General features: G+C 32.4%; 19 protein-coding genes and 1 pseudogene. 5 read left to right on the top strand and 15 right to left on the bottom strand.

Annotated features, from left to right (window positions below):
* Window positions 1-186: 186 nt before the first annotated feature.
* From CLORY_RS19905 to CLORY_RS19870, 8 genes are all read right to left on the bottom strand, one after another.
* Complete coding sequence (locus CLORY_RS19905; protein WP_079427816.1) at window positions 187-459, bottom strand: DUF5320 domain-containing protein; 273 nt, start codon at window positions 457-459, stop codon at window positions 187-189.
* 99 nt (window positions 460-558) lie between these two features.
* Entirely contained in the window at window positions 559-1050 is a 492-nt protein-coding gene (locus tag CLORY_RS19900) for a flavin reductase family protein (RefSeq protein ID WP_079427814.1), read from the bottom strand.
* Window positions 1051-1079: 29 nt separating this feature from the next.
* Entirely contained in the window at window positions 1080-1775 is a 696-nt protein-coding gene (locus CLORY_RS19895; RefSeq protein ID WP_079427812.1) for an SDR family oxidoreductase, read from the bottom strand.
* Window positions 1776-1813: 38 nt separating this feature from the next.
* Window positions 1814-2170, bottom strand: coding sequence for a NifB/NifX family molybdenum-iron cluster-binding protein (locus tag CLORY_RS19890; protein WP_079427810.1), 357 nt, complete (start codon window positions 2168-2170; stop codon window positions 1814-1816).
* Window positions 2171-2198: 28 nt separating this feature from the next.
* A complete protein-coding gene (locus CLORY_RS19885) occupies window positions 2199-3047 on the bottom strand; it encodes an ATP-binding protein (RefSeq protein WP_079427808.1) in 849 nt (282 codons plus the stop codon).
* Entirely contained in the window at window positions 3038-3865 is an 828-nt protein-coding gene (locus tag CLORY_RS19880) for an ATP-binding protein (protein WP_079427806.1), read from the bottom strand. The genes CLORY_RS19885 and CLORY_RS19880 overlap by 10 nt, the downstream gene beginning before the upstream one ends.
* Window positions 3866-3895: 30 nt before the next feature.
* A complete protein-coding gene (locus tag CLORY_RS19875; protein WP_079427805.1) occupies window positions 3896-4249 on the bottom strand; it encodes a NifB/NifX family molybdenum-iron cluster-binding protein in 354 nt (117 codons plus the stop codon).
* Between the two features lie 2 nt (window positions 4250-4251).
* Window positions 4252-5082, bottom strand: a complete 831-nt coding sequence (locus CLORY_RS19870; RefSeq protein WP_079427803.1) for an Mrp/NBP35 family ATP-binding protein — start codon at window positions 5080-5082, stop codon at window positions 4252-4254.
* A 206-nt stretch (window positions 5083-5288) separates the two neighbouring features.
* Between CLORY_RS19870 and CLORY_RS19865 the strand changes: the two genes are divergently transcribed.
* A complete protein-coding gene (locus CLORY_RS19865) occupies window positions 5289-5927 on the top strand; it encodes a histidine phosphatase family protein (protein WP_079427801.1) in 639 nt (212 codons plus the stop codon).
* A gap of 111 nt (window positions 5928-6038) precedes the next feature.
* On the opposite strand, the gene CLORY_RS19860 is transcribed toward CLORY_RS19865, so the two are convergent.
* Window positions 6039-6671 carry an HD-GYP domain-containing protein gene (locus CLORY_RS19860; RefSeq protein ID WP_242954464.1) on the bottom strand — a complete coding sequence of 211 codons (633 nt, stop codon included), beginning with the start codon at window positions 6669-6671 and terminating at the stop codon, window positions 6039-6041.
* Between the two features lie 285 nt (window positions 6672-6956).
* Here CLORY_RS19860 and CLORY_RS19855 point away from each other — a divergent pair, with 285 nt between their 5' ends.
* Together CLORY_RS19855 and CLORY_RS19850 are read left to right on the top strand one after the other, a co-directional pair.
* Window positions 6957-7298: a PadR family transcriptional regulator gene (locus tag CLORY_RS19855; protein WP_079427797.1), complete on the top strand. Its 342-nt coding sequence runs from the start codon at window positions 6957-6959 to the stop codon at window positions 7296-7298.
* A complete protein-coding gene (locus CLORY_RS19850; protein ID WP_079427795.1) occupies window positions 7292-8596 on the top strand; it encodes an FtsW/RodA/SpoVE family cell cycle protein in 1305 nt (434 codons plus the stop codon). The genes CLORY_RS19855 and CLORY_RS19850 overlap by 7 nt, the downstream gene beginning before the upstream one ends.
* A 91-nt stretch (window positions 8597-8687) precedes the next feature.
* Here the strand turns inward: CLORY_RS19850 and CLORY_RS19845 are convergent, their stop codons facing one another.
* The 5 genes from CLORY_RS19845 to CLORY_RS19825 form a co-directional block, all read right to left on the bottom strand.
* Window positions 8688-10304 (bottom strand): putative polysaccharide biosynthesis protein, encoded by a 1617-nt coding sequence (locus CLORY_RS19845; RefSeq protein ID WP_079427793.1) that lies wholly within the window; start codon window positions 10302-10304, stop codon window positions 8688-8690.
* Between the two features lie 20 nt (window positions 10305-10324).
* Window positions 10325-11281 carry an RluA family pseudouridine synthase gene (locus tag CLORY_RS19840; RefSeq protein WP_079427792.1) on the bottom strand — a complete coding sequence of 319 codons (957 nt, stop codon included), beginning with the start codon at window positions 11279-11281 and terminating at the stop codon, window positions 10325-10327.
* 21 nt (window positions 11282-11302) lie between these two features.
* The gene (locus CLORY_RS19835) at window positions 11303-12487 is read right to left on the bottom strand and encodes a M20 metallopeptidase family protein (protein ID WP_079427820.1); all 1185 of its coding nucleotides are present in this window, start codon (window positions 12485-12487) and stop codon (window positions 11303-11305) included.
* Between the two features lie 25 nt (window positions 12488-12512).
* A complete protein-coding gene (locus CLORY_RS19830; RefSeq protein ID WP_079427818.1) occupies window positions 12513-14603 on the bottom strand; it encodes a cell division protein FtsA in 2091 nt (696 codons plus the stop codon).
* Between the two features lie 102 nt (window positions 14604-14705).
* Window positions 14706-16538 (bottom strand): ATP-dependent helicase, encoded by a 1833-nt coding sequence (locus tag CLORY_RS19825; RefSeq protein ID WP_079427790.1) that lies wholly within the window; start codon window positions 16536-16538, stop codon window positions 14706-14708.
* A gap of 523 nt (window positions 16539-17061) precedes the next feature.
* On the opposite strand from CLORY_RS19825, the gene CLORY_RS19820 reads away from it, so the two are divergent.
* Entirely contained in the window at window positions 17062-17553 is a 492-nt protein-coding gene (locus CLORY_RS19820) for a GNAT family N-acetyltransferase (RefSeq protein ID WP_079427788.1), read from the top strand.
* Between the two features lie 24 nt (window positions 17554-17577).
* Window positions 17578-17739: pseudogene (locus CLORY_RS19815) on the top strand (transposase); the annotation flags it as partial.
* 196 nt (window positions 17740-17935) lie between these two features.
* Here the strand turns inward: CLORY_RS19815 and CLORY_RS19810 are convergent.
* Window positions 17936-18328, bottom strand: coding sequence for a hypothetical protein (locus CLORY_RS19810; protein WP_341456653.1), 393 nt, complete (start codon window positions 18326-18328; stop codon window positions 17936-17938).
* Window positions 18329-18552: the final 224 nt, after the last annotated feature.

Genomic DNA, 18552 nt, shown 5'->3' with positions numbered 1-18552 from the left:
TTGTCATGCTGTCAAGGGTGGCGGCTTCCTTCACCTACCTATTTTTCCTTGCTTTTTTTCTTCTTTTTCTCTTTTCAATCCTACTTTTTTTCTCTAAATTTTTTTCATAGCAAACTTTACACTATCAAAACTTTTATTATATTAAAATTTAATACAGTAAATAGGAGGTGGTAAACCACCTCCTATTTACTGGTTGTCCTGCAAAGTATCTAATTTATCGTTGATCGATTTAAGAGCATTTTCTAGAATAACTTTTTGCTGTATAAGTAAATCCTTTTGATTTTTAAAATTAATACTGCTATTGCATCTATTTCTTCTAAAACCTCTTCTGCAGTTTAATCCTAACCTTAAACCTAACACACCAGTTGTACTTTCAGTTTTTCCAAAATTACAGATTCCCATACCTCTTACTGTTATATCTCCAAGTCCTATAGGACCTGTACCATCTCTTCCTGGCATATGCATATCTCCTTTATAATAATATTTTAGGCATTTGCCATTTATAAATACTATTATAATTTTATTTTAGGCATATGTCAATAATTATTTTTTAAACTATTATAATAGTTCTAATTTTGAGAAGTCAATATCACCATTATTATCAGCTAACTCCTCATTTGCATGCACATACTCGACTTTACCTACAAACATTTCATGAGATCCAGTAACTATTGAATCAATTACTCTGCATTCTATATTAATAGGACAATCTGCTAATAATGGTGCATTAACTTTTATTCCTTCTTCAACCTTGATATTTAATTTTAATAATTTATCTTCATCTCTGCCGCTATGACTACCTAAATAATCAAACATTTCCTTCTGAGCTCTTGTAACAATGTTTACTACAAAAACACCTGTATCTTTTACTATTTTATAAGAATACCGTGAGGGCACAATACCTACCATAATCATTGGCGGAGCATAACTGCAATTACAGCAATATGCAACTGCTAATGCATTATTCTTACCATCCTTATCTCTACAAGATACTAATATTTTAGGTACTGGTTGAAGACATGATTTCATATTTACTTGAACTTTTTCCAATTTAACATTCCTCCAGTTTACATATAATATTATTGCTGTCTTACAATTATGTCCTGACCATCCATACAAGTTTCCATATCCGATAAAAGATTTCGTACTACTGATGCCACGTCTTCCGGTTGCATTATTGTTGAAGGGTCTTCATTGGGGGCCAATACTCTTCTAAGCTCTGTAGCACATCTTCCTGGTGATATACAGTATGTTTTTATTCCATATTCTTTAAGTTCTGCTGAAATTGTCTGAGACATGCTTATTATAGCTGCCTTTGATGCGGCATATGCAAGCCAACCTGGTCTTGCACTTGAACCAGCTGTTGATGCAATATTCAGTATTTTTCCACCAGTTTTTTTCATTATTTTTACAACTTCCTTTATTATACAAAATATAGAAGTTACATTTACTGCAAAAGTTTTATTCCAATTTTCAACAGATGTCTCTAGTAAAGACTGCGGTTCTGCATATCCAGCACAATTTACAAGATAATCTATAGTACCAAATTCTTCAGCTATTTCTTTAATTATCTCCTTTATCATTTCTGAATTTTCAAGATCTACTGCGCAGATTTTTATCGTCTTTTCCTTATTCATTAACTCATAAGTTTCATCTAACGCTTTTTTATTTCTTGATACTATCACAAAATTATCTATGTTTTTAGTTTGGCTCATTTTTATTGCTATTTGTTTCCCTATGCCTCTGCTGGCACCAGTTATTATACAAGTACTCATATCAATCACTTTTCTCCTAAAATATAGTTAATTATTAATCATTCATTACAATGTCCTTCATATTCATGTTCTTTGCATATGCTTCCTGTGGACTTCAATTCACCATTTATATATTTCTGTACAGCTTCATCACACACTCCTTGAGCTCCTACTACTACTTCAATTCCATTTTCGCTGAATAACTGCTGTGCAGTTTCTCCCATACCACCTGCAATAATAACATTTACATCTAATTTCTTTAAAAATACTGGTAAATATCCCGGTTTATGACCCGGATTTGGTGTATAATTCTTATTTATTATTTTTCCATCCTCTGCATCATAAATTGTAAATCCCCCACAATGTCCAAAATGCCCGCTTACATATTTTTCCTCACTTGCAATTGCTATTTTCATTATAAAATTCCTCCTTTATATTTAAATATTAAAATATACATTTCTGTATATTACTCCACATGCTCTCAATAGCGTTTTCTGCTTTGCTGTCTTTATAACAAGTTATAGGTTTCAATTCATTTATAGATTTCATAACCGTATCATCATATGGTATTTTTCCAATTAAAGCCAGTCCTTTGTCATCAATAAATTTTGCTATTTCCTTTGTCATCTCTTCATTTATGTCATATTTATTTATGCATACCATAGTAAATATTCCAAAATGTTCACATAATCCTACAACTCTCATTAAATCTTCAAGTCCCGATTTTGTAGGCTCTGTTACAACTAAAACAGCATCACACTCTGTTATTGAAGATATAACAGAACAACCAATACCAGGTGATCCATCAATGATTGTCAATTTTTCATTGCTGTTAAATCTTTTCCCGTTTCTTCTTAAAAAAGATATTAACTTTCCTGAACCATCACTGCCTATTTCCATTTCTGCCCTTGAAATTATGCCGTTTTGTAATTTTGTAATATAAGTGTCTGCAGTCTTCTCATCCTTCAATTCTATAGCATTCTGCGGACATACTAAGACACAGGCGCCACAACCTTCACAAAGAAACGAATTCACGCTAAATTCTTCAATGGCCTGAAATTTACATATCGTTTTACATTTACAACACTTTATGCACATAGATTCATTAATAACAGCTTTTTTCCCACCAATAAAATTCTTCTTCTCGATATCTTTCCCCTTATAGAACAAATAAAGATTTGGTGCATCTACATCACAATCTATTCTCATTACATTTTTAGCAAGCTCAGATAATGCAGTTGCAATGGTTGTTTTCCCTGTACCACCTTTTCCGCTTAAAACTACTAGCTCCAAGATAACACCACCTTTGCTTGTTCTGAAAGATTGTCAAAGAAAGCTTTATGATGCAAATCATCATATAGCACTTCACCTTTTGAATAAAACACTGCTGTCTCTTTACTGTAAGGAATTGTGCCTATTAATGGTATTCGCTGTTCTATACAATATTTTTTTACTATATTGTCCTCACCATCGTCTTTGTTTATAACTATTCCAAAAGGTATATCATACATTTTTACAAGTTCCACAGCCATTTTTAAATCATGAAGTCCAAATTCAGATGGTTCTGTAACAAGTATTGCGCCGTCAGCATACTTTAAAGCATTTACAACATTACAGGAAGTCCCCGGCGGGCAATCAATAAGGTTATTATATAATAAACTTTTAAGCAGTTCTCTAATAACCGGTACTGCCATTGGTTCACTTATATTTAGAATTCCTCTGCTGCAATTTATATTCCTTGCTTTACCACTTTCAATTTTACCTATTTCTCTCTTCTCATAAGTTATTGCATTATTGGGGCATACAATTTGACAAGTTCCACAGCCATGACATAGCTTTTGAAAAAGAATAATATCCTCATTAACTTTTGCAAGTGCATTAAACTCACATACTGTTACGCATTCTCCGCAATTATTACACTTATTATCATCCATAACAGGATATTCAACCATTACTCTATCTTCTTTAACTACTTTTGGTTTTAAAAACAAAAAGCCATTCGGTTCTTCTACATCGCAATCTATATAATTTGCTTTTAATGCAAGAGCTAAATTTGTAGATACTGTAGTTTTCCCTGTTCCCCCCTTACCACTAAGTACTGCTATATTCAATCTGTATTCATCTCCAATTCCATCATTTTATTAGTGATGAGCAGGTCCAGAAATCTTTATTTCTTCAAGTTCACCATTTTTGTACTTATCAAGAACTAATTTAATAGCAATGCTTTCACTTTTATATGCTTTAATTTCTGCTTTTTCAATAAGTTCAAATGCATTTGGTCCAAGATTTCCCGTAATAACGACGTCCACATTCTCACTTATTAACTGATTTGATGCTGCGATACCTGCTCCTCCACTAGATGTTTTTCCTCTATTTTCTATGACATTAATATTTCCACTTACTGTATCATGAATTTGAAAATATTCACATCTTCCAAATCTCGTATCAAGCAAGCTTTCAATATCTTTTCCCGCTGCTGAAATTGCTATTTTCATTATTATTCCTCCAAATCTTTTATTATATTGGTTACAATAGGTTTTATTATAGTTTCAACCTCTTTGCTTATACCTTCATGTTCACACTCTGATAAACTGCTTACGCTGCTTAACATTGGGAGTTCACCCAGAAGCTTTAAACTCATTTTGTTTAAAAACTCTTCTGTATTTTCACCACTAAAAAGCTTTATTTTTTTATTACAATCAGGACAAGTTATATAACTCATATTTTCAATAACACCTAATACATTAATATGCATCTGTCTTACCATCTTTACAGCCTTTGAAACAATCATCGCAACAAGATCCTGCGGAACTGAAATCATAACTACTCCACTTATAGGAATAGACTGCATAACAGTTAATGCAACATCTCCTGTTCCCGGAGGCATATCAATTACTAAATAGTCAAGTTCTCCCCAAAGAACATCAGTCCAAAACTGCTTGACAGCACCTGAAATGATTGGACCTCTCCAAATCACTGGATCATCTTCATTCTCCATTAAGAAGTTCAATGACATTACCTTTATTCCATTACTAGTCTCAACAGGCATAATTTCTTTTCCGTTTCCTCTAGTTTTCTTGCCTTTTAATCCCAAAAGTCTTGGTACACTTGGTCCTGTTATGTCTGCGTCTAATACACCGACCTTATATCCAAGTTGCTTCAGCTGTTTTGCTATAAGTACTGAGATTGATGACTTGCCTACACCACCCTTTCCACTCATAACTCCAATAATTTTTTTCACATTGTTTAATGGATTATTTTCAATCATGCAACTTTTCTTATCTTTTGAACATCCATTATTTGACGGACATGAATTGCAATCTGACATGAAATCATCTCCTATTCATATATTGGCATTTGCCAATTATATATTACTCTTTATATTAATTATTGTCAAATGCCAATTATAAATATTGACTTAAATTTGTAAACAGTTTAATATTATTTATTGATATAACTAAATATTACTTTAATATATATAGAAACTGTTTGTTATAATGTTTTTTATGAATAATTTATACATAGGAGATAAAAATGGGAAATAAGGTATTATTAATAAGACATGGTGAAACTGAATGGAATAGATTAGGTAAATTTCAGGACTGCAAAGATATAGATTTATCTGATGAAGGTATTAAACAGGCTCAATATCTTTCTAATAAATTTAAAAATAATTTTGATTGCATATATACGAGTCCCTTAAATAGAGCAATGGAAACAGCTAAAATCATTGCTGACATTAAAGAAATCAAGCCTGTTATAGTAAATGACTTAAGAGAAATTAATTTTGGCAAATGGGAAGGGCTTACAGTAAAAGAGATATCTTCCACTTATCCAAAAGAGTTTAGTCTTTGGAGAAAAGATAAAACAGAAGCTCCTATGTGTGGTGGAGACTTAAGCTTAAAAAATGCCAGCATAAGAGCTAAAAATGCTATAGCTGAAATTGTATCTAAACATAACGAGAAAAAAATTCTAATTGTAGCTCACGGAGGAATAATAAAAGCGGGATTAATTGGACTTTTTAATTGGGACATGACAATGTATCATAAAATCAGTTTAGGAAATACTGCAATTTGTGAAATAGATTTTGATAATGATTTAAATCCAACTATAGTCAAAATAAATGATACAAGCCACCTGCCTGATAACTACACTATTAAATCATATGTATAAAGCAACTCTAATCAAAATTCTGTAATCTATAAAAATTCTGATTAGGGTTGCTATAGATTAATATTATTAATTTATATTTTCAATATCATATCTATCATTGACTAATTTTCCTCATACATTAATATTCTTCTTAAAACTAGCAATAACTTTTTCAAACCTGACTGCATTGTCTAGAAAGCAATCTGCTATAACAGGATCGAACATTACACCCTTGTTGAAACGTATCTGATTAACGCACTCATTAAAATTCATAGCCTTTCTGTATGATCTGTTAGATGTCATTGCATCTACTGAGTCGCATACTGCTATGATCCTTGAACCAAGAGGAATATTTTTTCCTGACAGTCCTTGAATGTACCCTTTTCCATCCCATCTTTCATGATGACACAATACAATATCACTTATGTTTTTTAATTTATTTGATTTATTTAGAATATCAAAACCTATTTTAGGATGGGTTTTAATACATTCCCATTCATCTGTCAAAAGTTTTCCACTCTTGTTCAAAATATTATCCGGTATGCCTATTTTCCCAATATCATGTAAATGTGCTGCCATATGAATATCCTCTAGTTCTTTTCCCTTTATTCCAAGTTTGCCTGCCAACTCGCAAGTCAAAGCCGCAACCCTCTCTGAATGACCACAGGTGTAACAGTCTTTAGCTTCAAGTGCTGCCACAAGGCTCTCAATTATATCATGATAAATATTTCTATGTAATAACTTAGCAATAATGTTCTGGAACAATTCATAATTTCTCCTTTCAATTGCAGAAAGAGCAAGCATATTCTTATGATTTTTATTATAAATTGATAATTATTATCATCAGTATTAGTTTATTACTTCTTTATCATTCTGTCAATAAGTAATGAAATTTTACATAAATGCTATTAGGCTATCTATGGTATGCTACGAAAGATAAAAATTTAAAACAAATATACTAAATATTGACTTTTTTTATGAACAGTATTACTCTTATACATAGATATCCGATGCATCGCATATAAATGTATTAAATGAGGAGGTGAACTTATGGTTATAAACAAGGAACTTTTGAAAGGCAGCACAGTGATTCTGATACTTACACTTCTGGATAAAAAACCTATGTATGGTTATGAGATGATAAAAGAAATAGAAGCAAAATCAGAAGGTATTTTTACCTTTAAGGAAGGAACTCTATACCCTATACTTCATTCTTTGGAAGCCGAAAAAATGGTTGAATGTTACTGGACTGAAGACGGCGGACGAAAAAGAAAGTACTACAAAATCACTAAGCTTGGAAAAAAACATATGGGAGAAAAGCAAAAAGAGTGGGAAACTTTTCGTTCCGCAGTTGACAAAGTAATTTATGAAGGAGCTGTATTAAATTGGTAAATTCTAAAGTTGAAGAATATCTTCAAGAAATCTGTAGTTTTGTAAAATTTAAAAAAGCTCATAAAGAAATACGAGCTGAAATATTAAACCATATTGAAGAAAAGACTGAAGATTTGATATCAAAAGGATTTATTGAAGAAGAAGCGTCTAAAAAGGCGTTAATTGAAATGGGTCAGGCTGAAGTAATAGGAAAGCAATTAAATGAAAGCCATAAAGCTGCTCCAGAATGGAGTATACTTATTATTACTGTGGTATTCTCTTTACTAGGCGTACTTATAGCATATTTTATGCTGAAAAACGGAACTGCCTTTTATCCATCTGCTTTCAAAAAAAGCAGCCTGTTTAGCGCTCTAGGTTATATTATTATATTCACTTTATACTTTTTTGATTATAAAAAACTAGAAAAACATTCAGGCAAACTTTTTATCGCAGCTACGCTTTTATTATTGTTACAACTGTTATTAGCTCACACAGTTAGCGGGAGAAAAAACTCAATTGAATTAGGTATTTCATCTTTTTTAGGTGTATTAACCTTTGATGCTACTGAGTTAAGCTTATTCTTATATGTTATTTCACTTTCCAAATTAATAAGGAGATTAGATTTAAAAAATGTAAAAGGTTACTTATACTTAACTATAATGCTGCTTCTGCCTATTACATTATATGTAAAACTTAATTTACCTATGCCAGCATTAACTTATTTTATTGTATTTATAGTACTTATGTTCAAATCAAAAGTAAACTTAGCTTACACCTTTTCCACTTTGGGAGTATGTATCGCCGGCGTTTTCTTTCTACTCTTTTCCAGACACTACCTGCTGGAAAGATTATTAAATTTTATTAATTCAAGAAATGTCCCTGACAAGTCAAATTATATAAGTATTCAAATAAACAAGCTATTGTACTCCACTGGGCTTTTAGGACATGGTTTTTCTCTTTCCAAACAAGCCCTGCCATCAGCTGAAAGTGAATTTGTTCTCCCATATATAATATACACTTTAGGATGGCTCGCAGGCATTTCACTTATAGTTTTGGTTTTCGTATTTTTAATGCGTATGTTCATTACTGCAAATTCTGTAAAAGATACGTATGGAAGATTAATAATACAAGGTTTTATGTGCATCTTTGCTATTGAATTCATTTGGAATATTCTCATGGTATTTGGACTTCTTCCTATTACAGGGATGGTTTTGCCTTTTATAAGCTACGGCGGTTCAAGGTTAATCGTTCAAATGGCAGCAATAGGACTTATACTGAGTATTTATAAATGCAAAAGTATATCCTATGTCTGTAATTAGCCATTTTTATATGTTATCAGCGAATTTGATGCATAGAGTTGTCTCATAAGGTTGAGAGATTTCCAGTTAGTGGAGATCTTTCCCCCTTTCCTTATGCCATCTTTCTTTTCATAAATCCTGGCATGATTCTCATAAGTCTTGGTGAAATTGAATCTATATCCTTTTTTCTAATTCCTCTGCAAAGTATCATTACATATGTGTACACAAAAATCCCTAGAAGTATAAGAAATGTAACAAGCATGGCCAAAAGTAAGCTGCTGCTCTTTCCTTTTAAAATAACAAAGTACACTAAATAATACAAAGCATAGATAACTCCACCCATGACAATAGATGAAAATACAGGTCTGGCTGCTATTGAAGCCATCCTTATCTTCATTTTTATACTCTTATTAATATAAGATCTGTATATAAACATCGGCACTAAAAAGCTTACTATATTTCCTACTATAGCGCCCATAATATTTATTTTAGGTATAGCTATTAATGTATAATTAATAACAATTTTAAGAACTATACTTAGCACCATAGCCAGCATAGCCTGGTTAAGTTTCCCAAGTCCTTGAAGTACAGTTGTCTGTATCTGGACAATTCCCATAAGCACTACAATTATTGAACCATACTCCATAAACATCGCCCCATAAATTCCAGCCTTAGGAAACAGAAGCTTAAATATAGGTGCTCCAAGAACTGTAAGTCCTACGGCAGATGGTATGGATACCATAAAACATACTTTAAAAGCAAAGTTAATTTTATCACGTAAGGTTTTCTTATCGCCAACTGCCATAGCTGCTGAAATTGCCGGCAGAACTGCGACACTTAAGGAAGCAATAAGCGTTGTCGGCACCCTTGTAAAAGAATTATATTGTCCCAGAGTAGCATATCTTTCATTCATAACTACATTTGAAAGTCCTGCCACCAACAACCTTCCTCTAGTGTTAAATGCATCAATCAAGCTTCCAGCATTTTGAAGTCCAGCAGATAAAGTAATAGGTAGACCGTAATTGATAATTCTTCTTACAAGCACTTTATTAGGAAGCCTTGTGACATTTTCTTTAACCGCTTTTTTTGAAACCTTAAATACTCTATTCTTTTTATACATATATAATAAATAAAGTCCCGCTGTCACTGATCCAACCGTAGTTCCTACGGTTGAACCTGCCACTCCCATTATCAGACCATACTTTATGAATACTGCAGCAAATACAAGACTGAATATAGTATTCATAACCTGCTCTAATATTTGTGAAACTGCGGTAGGCAGCATATTACTTCTTCCTTGAAAATATCCCCTATATGCTGATACTATAGAGGTTAGAAACAGAGCCGGAGATAATACTACTAAAGAAAGATAAGCTTCACGTGCATTTAAAAATATAGCAATTGGTTTTGCTAAAATTGCCATAGCCAGCATCATAAGTATTCCTATAAATACAAGCATAGTTCTTGCAATTTTAAAGCCTTTAACAGCATCTTTATAATTACCTTGAGCTACCAATTCAGATATAAGTTTTGATATAGCTACAGGAATTCCAGAATTAGTTATAACAAAGACAAAGGCAAAAGCTTGATAAACCGGCTGATATAATCCCATACCTCTCTGGCTGATAATAACCGTAAGAAAAGGCAAATATGCTAGTGATAAGACCTTTACTAAAACACCTGCCCCAGATAATATTGCGAATCCTTTTGCAGTTGATTGACTCTTCATCTACTCAAAACCTTTCAAAACTAAAATTTAAATACATCCTTTTTAATTTTTTTAAGCAGCGGCGGAAGCCCCTCTGCTATAGTTTTATTATTCATATACTCCAATCTATCCCTGCAATTTTTGAAAAACAATTTGTATGCATATAGATACTGAAAATCTAATCCATACTTATTTACAAAAAAGCTGTTTAATTTTTTATCGCCGTACTTTCCGTCCCCTATTATCGGATTTCCCAAATGAGCAAGATGTGCTCTGAGCTGATGGCTTCTTCCTGTTATAAGCTCTATTTCAACAAATGAGAATAAACCATCACTCTGCAAGCTCTTAACTTCCATTGCTATCTTCTTTGAATTTTTAACTGGATTATCATAGACTTTTGAAATATTATTATCCATATTTTTCTGTATATATGCTTCATAAATCCCGTCTTTGATTCTTCCCTTTACAAGAGCGGAATAATATTTTTTAATATCTCTTTCTCTTATCATCTCATTTAGAAGTTTAAGTGCTTCAAAATTCTTACCGTATATAACAATCCCAGAAGTATTACGATCAAGTCTATTACATGGTGCAGGTGTAAATGTAAGTTCTTTTTGTGGATCATACTCTCCCTTTTGATTTAAATACGTAAGTACCATATCAGTTAGTGTCACTTCATTTTTATTTTTATCTGGATGTACAAGCAAATTAGGCTTTTTTTCAACTATAAGCATATTTGAATCCTCATATGTCACAATAAGTTTGGAATCATCAACCTGAATAAACTCCTTCTGCTCATTTTCCTTATGCTTTACAAATATAAAAAGTTCATCTCCATTTTCAAGGAAATACTGTTCCTTAGCCTTCTTGCCATTTACTTTTACGTCCCCTTTTCGAATGGCTTTATATATAGCACTCAAAGGTACATCCTTCATATACTTTCTCAAAAACTTATCCAACCTCTGCCCTGCTTCATTATCACCGATCTGTAGTTTCATTTATGTCCTCCTGTAAAAATATTATTTTTTATTTAAGTAGTCATAGGCTGTCTTACACTGAATTGCAACTCCAATAGGAAGACAATTTTCATCTATGTCAAAATAACTTCCGTGTGCTGGATGGTTTATTCCCTTTTCTTCATTAGCAGCTCCTAAAAAATAAAAAGCTGATGGCTTTTCCATGGAAAAATACGCAAAGCTTTCAACTCCCATATTAGGTACTGTAAGCCTTTCTATATTATCCTCAGATACAATATCCTCTACTCTTTTTTCAACAAAATCAAGCATTCCATCATCGTTGTATAAGCAAGGGTAACTTTCTCTTATAGTTATTTCACAGCTGCCTCTCATAGCCTTAACTATTCCTTCTGTTACCTCCTTAACCCTTTGAGTAACATACTGTCTGTGCTCTTTTTTCATGGTTCTAATGGTTCCTTTAAGTACTACATCCTCAGGTATTATATTCTCTGCACTTCCCCCCTGTATTGAACCTACTGTTATTACAGCGGCATCTACTGGTGGAAGTTCTCTGCTTACTATAGACTGAAGTGCAAGTACCACATTACTGGCTATAACCACAGGATCTATTGTATCTTCTGGATGTGCTCCATGTCCGCCTTTTCCTATTATTTTTATTTCAAAAGGATTAGACGCTGCATGAACAACGCCTCTTTTTATTCCTATTTTACCACATTCTATACCTTCAGCCACATGAAGCCCAATAACTGCATCAACTTCAGGGTTTTGCAGTACGCCTTCCTTTATCATAACAGCCGCACCGCCAGTAGTCTCTTCAGCTGGTTCAAAAAAAAGCTTCACATTTCCTTTTAATTCATGCCTTAACCCGTTTAATATTTTAGCAGCCCCCATTAATATACTCATATGAGCATCATGTCCGCATCCATGCATTTTTCCTTCAACTTTAGAGGAATATTCACAAATCTTCCTATCTCGAAGCGGAAGAGCATCCATATCAGCCCTTATGCCTATAGTCCTACTATTTTCTGAAGCTTCATCTCCACGAATTATAGCACAAATTCCTGTCTTAGCAGACTCCGTATATGGGATATGCTCGAAATCCAAAAACTCTTTTATTTTTTTTGAAGTTCTGATCAAATCGTAATCTATCTCTGGATGCATATGAAAATCTCTTCTCCAGTCTATTAGGTAATTTTTTATCTTCAAAGCTTCTGCTAAAAAATCCATATTTTTTTGTTCCATGTCATTTCTCCTATCCCCAGTATATTTCTACGAAGTCACCATCTTTCAATTGATCGAAAAATCCAGCCTTATTTCCGTTAAGTTTTGTCACCAAAATTCCCTTAACGATACTCCTATCAAAATCATATTCATCAAATATATCAACAAATACGTATTTATCTTTGCCTTTTAAAATTATATCTGTAGAATTTACCTTAACTCTTATTTTATTTCCTGCATCACTTTTTTCATCTAACTTATGAATAACTTCATCCGTTTTTTCTATACTCTTGTTACTGCTTTCCTCTAGAGTGATGCTGCCTGTTTCAATATTTTTTATTTCATTCATTTCTATCTCTACTGATTTCTTTTCAGGTGTAACACTTGTTTTTATTATATTATCCCCATCTTTTATAATATAATCATAATCAAGCTTAACATTATTAATATAGAAGTTTGTTTCCAAATCCATTTTGCCTATACAATATTTTATATATTCACCTAACGTGGCAGGTGTAAATATCTGAACCTTGTCCATATTGCATATGTCTGTATCAAAACTTACTTTTTCACCGTTTATAAGCGCAACCGGCTCTATATTACAAAGTTGTCCATTTAAATAAAAAGACTTAGTATCATAATTTGCCGCATATTCTATAACTTTAGTCTTAGCGTCAACTCCATCAGTTGCATATGTAATATCAATAATATCTCCCTCTTTTACAGAGGAATCTATGGAAGCTTCTGCACCATTGACCTTGATAATAGCATTCTTTGCTAACGTTCCGAATACTACCCTCTTCACTCCATTAAGATCAAATTTTATATTTTTACCATTCTTACCGATAAGTATTTTAGGATTAACTCCCACCTGAACCAATACATCCATTACTGTATGTTTTCTATAATTGAATAAACTTACAACGCTTCCATTAAAGGTAACATCGATAAAGTCCTGACCCATGCGTTTTATGCATACAAGCGCTATACCTAGAACTGTAACTCCAGTGCTTCCTAATTCATTATTCTGGCCTTTACAGTCAGCTACAGCATCCCTTCCTTTAATTGCAATTCTTTGAGCAGGCAGGTTTAGTTTTTCAGCTAATACTTCTTTAAGCATAGGAGTATGAGCGCCTCCGCCGACAAGAAATATAGCGTTAGGAGCTTTACCTCCGTTAAGTTCAACTATCTTATCGCCTATTTCATCACAGGCCTTTGAAACTGTAGGGCTAATAACTTTTAATATTTCTTCACTGGAAACCTGATTTTCTATTCCAAGTACATCCACATAGCTTATGCTTTCATTAGATGAAATCTCCCTTTTCATCCGTTCTGCTGTATTAAAATCCACAAGATAATGCTGTGCTATAGCTTCAGTGACTTCATCACCAGCGGTAGATACCATACCATAAGCTGTTATACTTTCATTGCTGCTTATCGCTATATCGGAAGTACCTGCTCCAATATCTATAAGTGCTATATTTAATAATCTTAAGCTTTTAGGTATTACAGCTTCCATTGCAGCAATAGGCTCTAAGGTTAAACTTTCTACTTCCAAGCCAACTCTATTCATTACAGAGTATAAGCTGTCAACAACTGAACGAGGAAGAAATGTAGCTATAAGTTCAACACCTGCTGTATCGCCTTTATGAGAAAGCAGATTACTTATGATATATCCGTTTAAATAGTAATTCTTTACGCTGTACCCTACGCAGTACAGTTTTCCCTGTGTATCCTTATTTATGCTATCCTCTGCATTTTTAACTGCAGTGAGTTCAAGACTTCTTATAGCTTCTCTATCTATTTCTTTCGTATTATCTACAACTAGTTCTGCTGAGGAAGTTGTTGTTCTTAAAAATCTTCCTGCTGCAGCAATAGCTACCCTTTGAAGCTTAATTTCTAGTTTACTTTCGAGTTCAGTCTTAACCTTGTTTACAGCATTAGCTACTAGACTTATGTCATGAATCTGTCCATCAATCATAGCTCTTTCTTCATGTTCAACATAACTTTCTTCTATGACCATAAAATCTTTTCCATCTAATACTCCTGCTGTACCAATTACAGATCTAGTTCCAATGTCAAGAGAAAATATTACCTGATCAGGTTCTATTTTTGTTTTCATATTTATCATCAACCTCATATAAATAGTTTTATCTTTGTTTATATACACTAAAATTATATTACACCTAACTATAACATTCAATGACTTATACAACGATACAGTCTATGTAACCTGCTGACTTCCGTTTTTTATTTTTCCTTCATCTATAAATCTTGATATCCGTGCTGCTCTGCTTTTTATTGTACGCGGGCAAAATACCGCTGCTGAATTTATAGCTCTTGTCAGAGCAACATAAAAAAGTCTTCTTTCTTCTTCTATATTACTATACTTTCCTTCCTTATCATATGGTATATTTCCTTCTATGCAATTAATTATAAATACATTCATAAATTCCATCCCTTTAACTCCATGAATAGAACTAAGTAAAACACCCTCTCTGTTTCTTCTTTTACTATTTTTCATCTCACAATTCACAGCTTCTACATGCGCTATAAAATCTTTTATTGATTTATATTCTTTTGCATTGTCTTTGAATTCTTTGATAACTTCTAGCTGATCCCGCATTTCCAATTTATTTTTAATGACATATCTCTCAATAAACTTAATGTACCCAATATTATTTACTATATAATCGATAGCTTTCAAAGCTGACATATGAGATGCTTTTAATAGTGCATGTTTTAAATCATAGAATTCCTTATATTGAAAAAAAGGAAGGTGGGCAGTATCAGCCATAAAATCAAAGCAATCCTTCTTTAGTGGATTGTTAATTAACTTTTCTATGATAACCTTGCTCACATATCTATTAGGTCTATTAATAATTTTGCAAAAGCTTACTTCATCAGTAAAGTCATTACTTAGTTTAAGATAACTTATTATATCTTGGCAAATAAAATTATTATATGCATTGTATTCACTGTCAATAAAGTTAAAAGGAATCTTTTTTCTAACAAAACAATCGATAATATCACTGCATTCTTTATTGGTTCTATACAAAATAGCATTGTCACTATACTTTTGATTATTAGTCTCATGATTCTTAACTATAAAATCTGATATTAATTGAGCCTGTTCCCTTTCATCAGAACATATTCTAAATACTACATTTCCTGTATAGAGGCCTTTAGCGGAAAACTCTTTTTTGTTTCTCATCTTATTATTTTCTATAACATTTCTCGAAATGCTTACTATGTTTTGTCCGCTTCTATAATTATTTATCAAGTATCGCTTCACACCATCTTTAAAGTGTTCTGAAAAATTCACCATATATTCAGGTTTGGCCCCTCTGAAACTGTAAATACATTGATCCTCATCCCCAACAGCAAATATAGATTTGTTCCTGCATAACAGTTCTAAAATTTTAAGCTGCAGTTCATCACAGTCCTGAAATTCATCAATAAGCAAATAATCTATATACGACGTATATAATTCAAGTTTTTTTTCATCCTGAAACAGTTTATAAATCCTTAGCTGTAAATCATCAAAATCTACTAATTTCTTATCTTTTTTATAGCTTTCATATGCATTATAGCATCTCATAAATATGCTGCTATTAAATATCTTCAGATTTTCTTCAGAACTACAGTGATTTTTGTAAAGTGAAATAGCATTGATAATTTCTTGTATTCTATCTTCACCTACCATACCCAGACTTTTGGACATGACATTCTTAACTATTTGAAAAGTCACATAGCCATCAATAATTTCTATGCTATGATATTCCTTCAATAATATGCGGTAAAAAAACGAGTGAAATGTTCCAAAAAAAGGTATATTTCTTTGATGAAATAGTTCTACGTACCTTTTCTTCATATTCTCCGCAGCTGCCTTTGTAAATGTGATTATAACTATTGAAGATGGTTTTATGCCATTTCTGATCATGTAGCCCACTCTGTTTATTATGACGGTAGTTTTACCAGAACCTGGCGAAGCTACGATAAGCATATTTTTACTTTGATCTTTAACAATACTTTCCTGATAATCATCTAATTTCATAAACAATTTCTCCTTAAACCTATTTCAAATATAATTATTGACAGGTTTACGAATTTTATTTCATATAAATTTCAAATGTCTCAAATGTCACGTGCCTGGCACTTGACATTATCCGGTTACAATTAGGCACTGGACAGAATTAGAGAATGTACGAACCTACTATGACTTTTTCAAAAGACATGATGATGAATTTCAAGCAGATTGACCATTTATCAGATTTTTTGTGTTCGCAACATAGTTTGAATCCCGTCTCACGCTCTTCCTAATTCGTCAGAAGTTCTTTATTTATGGAACTTCTGGCGATTTTCGTTTTTGGAGCTTTGAGGGTCCATATTAATCTCATAATCCTATAATCACTTAATGGAAAATATCAGTTACCAACTTTCTTCCGAAAGATATATCCTGTTTTCATCTTTCGGATTATTCCAATAAAGCGTAAATTAATACTTGACTTTGACGCGACGTAAAGATTTATTATTCTTTTAAGGAGATGACAATAAAATTGAAAGAGAGTGTGTAAGATATGTCAGATAATATTACGTTTGTGCCATTGAAAAATCAAGATATTGAAGAGTTAACAGCAATTATGAAAAGAGCCTTTGATGAAGATGCTCGTATTCATTTAGGTAGAGAAACAGGGGGACCTCCAGGATATGATGATGGAAGTTTCCTAAGAAATTGGGGAATGAACCCAAACGCCACTTCATTTAAAATCTATGAAGACGACAATTTAATTGGTGGAACTATTCTTTGGATTAATTCCAATAAAGACAATTTTTTAGGTACCATCTTTTTTGATTCTAGTGTACAAAACAAAGGCATTGGAACAATGGTTTGGAAAAAGATTGAGGAAATGTATCCTGATACAGTAGCTTGGAATACAGAAACACCAATCTTTAGTAGAAGAAATCATCATTTCTACATTAACAAATGTGGATTTCATTGTGTAAAAATCGAAAATTCTAAGAATATTGAAGAGGGTCAATTTATTTTAAGAAAAGAAATGAAACGATAAAAGTAAATGTTGTGGCACTATAAAAAGATTATTGGACTATTTGGACGAGGAATGTCCGTAGACGATATCTGCTCAGAGATAAACGAGCTTTATAGTACGGATATATCTCCAGCAATAGTCTCGAAAATTACAGATAAAGTAATGGAATCGGCTGTTGAATGGCAGAACAGACCATTAGATCCTATTTTGTGGTAAAGATACTCTTTAAGAATCCTCACAGTTTTTTAACGGTATAACCTCTTACCCTCCACCCGCTTAGCGGGTGGTTTTTTTACGCTAAAGCATATAATAAAAATTACTATAGGAATAAATTCCTATAGTAATTTCCAGTTCTATTTATGGTTCTAAATCATTTTTACACAAATCTATGGACGGTCTCCTTTTATTTATCAATCTTAGATGTGCTGCTTTCCACTACATTCCTTACATATTCAATATCTATTTCATTTATATCTGCAATATACTCTATAGAAAGTCCTTTACTATATTGTTTCAATATCAGTTGCTTTATTGCTTCTTCTCTTCCTTCTTCAATTTTTTCTCTATCTCTTTCCAATAAAGTCATGAATTCCACCTCCACTGAAATATCATTTTTAACTTCTTGAACCCTTTTATGTAGACTTTTAACAAGGTTTCCTTTAGCATTCTTTGCTGTATCATCTGTTGAATTTTCTACATACTCAAGAAACTCTAATAATTCTTCACTTAAATCATTCATGATCCCTTTTGTGCTTAATATTATTTTCTGTAATTCATCTATGTTATTATTTCTCATAGTAGTAACCGCTTAAATCTTATACAATTATTGTTACAGAATGTGGAATAAAATACAAAAATATTGATAAACAAATAATTCAATGTTATATTAAATTCACTGGTGTTCAGAGAATGGAAATGAAATCATATTGACAAGATAAATAGAAAACTTTAGTAGCGGGTCCAAAATTTTAGCATTTAAAAAAGTCAGTATCCTTAGTAAAGTAATGTTTGGACAAACTT

Origin of the sequence: Clostridium oryzae (assembly GCF_002029235.1) — a bacterium.
Classification (GTDB): domain Bacteria; phylum Bacillota; class Clostridia; order Clostridiales; family Clostridiaceae; genus Clostridium_AE; species Clostridium_AE oryzae.
This window is presented reverse-complemented; position numbering and strand designations above follow the sequence as displayed.

Coding starts and splice junctions, on each gene's coding strand:
- CLORY_RS19905 (WP_079427816.1), bottom strand. CDS start 459: ATGCCAGGAAGAGATGGTACAGGTCCTATAGGACTTGGAGATATAACA.
- CLORY_RS19895 (WP_079427812.1), bottom strand. CDS start 1,775: ATGAGTACTTGTATAATAACTGGTGCCAGCAGAGGCATAGGGAAACAA.
- CLORY_RS19890 (WP_079427810.1), bottom strand. CDS start 2,170: ATGAAAATAGCAATTGCAAGTGAGGAAAAATATGTAAGCGGGCATTTT.
- CLORY_RS19875 (WP_079427805.1), bottom strand. CDS start 4,249: ATGAAAATAGCAATTTCAGCAGCGGGAAAAGATATTGAAAGCTTGCTT.
- CLORY_RS19870 (WP_079427803.1), bottom strand. CDS start 5,082: ATGTCAGATTGCAATTCATGTCCGTCAAATAATGGATGTTCAAAAGAT.
- CLORY_RS19865 (WP_079427801.1), top strand. CDS start 5,289: ATGGGAAATAAGGTATTATTAATAAGACATGGTGAAACTGAATGGAAT.
- CLORY_RS19855 (WP_079427797.1), top strand. CDS start 6,957: ATGGTTATAAACAAGGAACTTTTGAAAGGCAGCACAGTGATTCTGATA.
- CLORY_RS19845 (WP_079427793.1), bottom strand. CDS start 10,304: ATGAAGAGTCAATCAACTGCAAAAGGATTCGCAATATTATCTGGGGCA.
- CLORY_RS19840 (WP_079427792.1), bottom strand. CDS start 11,281: ATGAAACTACAGATCGGTGATAATGAAGCAGGGCAGAGGTTGGATAAG.
- CLORY_RS19835 (WP_079427820.1), bottom strand. CDS start 12,487: ATGGATTTTTTAGCAGAAGCTTTGAAGATAAAAAATTACCTAATAGAC.
- CLORY_RS19830 (WP_079427818.1), bottom strand. CDS start 14,603: ATGAAAACAAAAATAGAACCTGATCAGGTAATATTTTCTCTTGACATT.
- CLORY_RS19825 (WP_079427790.1), bottom strand. CDS start 16,538: ATGAAATTAGATGATTATCAGGAAAGTATTGTTAAAGATCAAAGTAAA.
- CLORY_RS19820 (WP_079427788.1), top strand. CDS start 17,062: ATGTCAGATAATATTACGTTTGTGCCATTGAAAAATCAAGATATTGAA.
- CLORY_RS19810 (WP_341456653.1), bottom strand. CDS start 18,328: ATGAGAAATAATAACATAGATGAATTACAGAAAATAATATTAAGCACA.